At 54.8% G+C, this 630-nt stretch carries 1 protein-coding gene and 1 pseudogene; both read right to left on the minus strand.

Features of this window, described 5'->3' with window-relative positions; genetic code table 11:
• Positions 1–466 (minus strand): annotated as a pseudogene (locus CSQ88_RS22580) (IS66 family transposase); the annotation flags it as partial.
• 21 nt (positions 467–487) lie between these two features.
• On the minus strand, positions 488–630 hold a 143-nt coding region (tnpB, locus tag CSQ88_RS23740), incomplete at its 5' end, for an IS66 family insertion sequence element accessory protein TnpB (RefSeq protein ID WP_143449600.1).

Raw genomic sequence — 630 nt, forward strand, 5'->3', positions numbered from 1 at the left:
TGACATCATCACCCATTTTGGCGAGGGTGAGCCCACACTCTGCGCAGCTGCACGAGTCAGGCTCGTGCAGGATTTCTGTGCGTGGCAAGTGGGCAGGCAGCGCTTGTCGACCGGCCCGCTCACGTTTTTCTTTGGGCGCTGCCGCCTCAACGCGTACCTCGATGGCGGCAATATCACTGTCAAGTGTGTCTTCAAACAACTGACGTTGCTCGGCACTCAGACTTTCGGCTCTGACGCCGTAACGCATGCGGCGCAAATGGGCAATTTCTAAGGTCAGCGCGGCAATATGCTGATCACGAAATTTGATTTGACCAGACTGCTGTTTGGCTAATCCCGCCTGCTCCTCGACCAAGGCCAACTGAGCCAAGAGTGCGTCACGCACTGCACTGGGTAGGTTGGATTTGGCGAGGTGGTCGGCGATATTCATGGGGTCTATTTTACCAGCAATCACCTCGCCAAGGCCCATTTTTATTGAGTTTTATCCCATTTATCCACAAACAAAACCCATGGGTTTTGCCGACAAGCGCTGCCAGTCGATGCCGGTGATGAGCCACTGCCATTCATGCGTATCCAAGGTAAAAATCTCACGATCGCTACGCGGCCAAACGAACCGGCCCCGATGTAGCCGTC

Origin of the sequence: Iodobacter sp. BJB302 (assembly GCF_002735645.1) — a bacterium.
In the GTDB taxonomy this organism is placed as follows: domain Bacteria; phylum Pseudomonadota; class Gammaproteobacteria; order Burkholderiales; family Chitinibacteraceae; genus Iodobacter.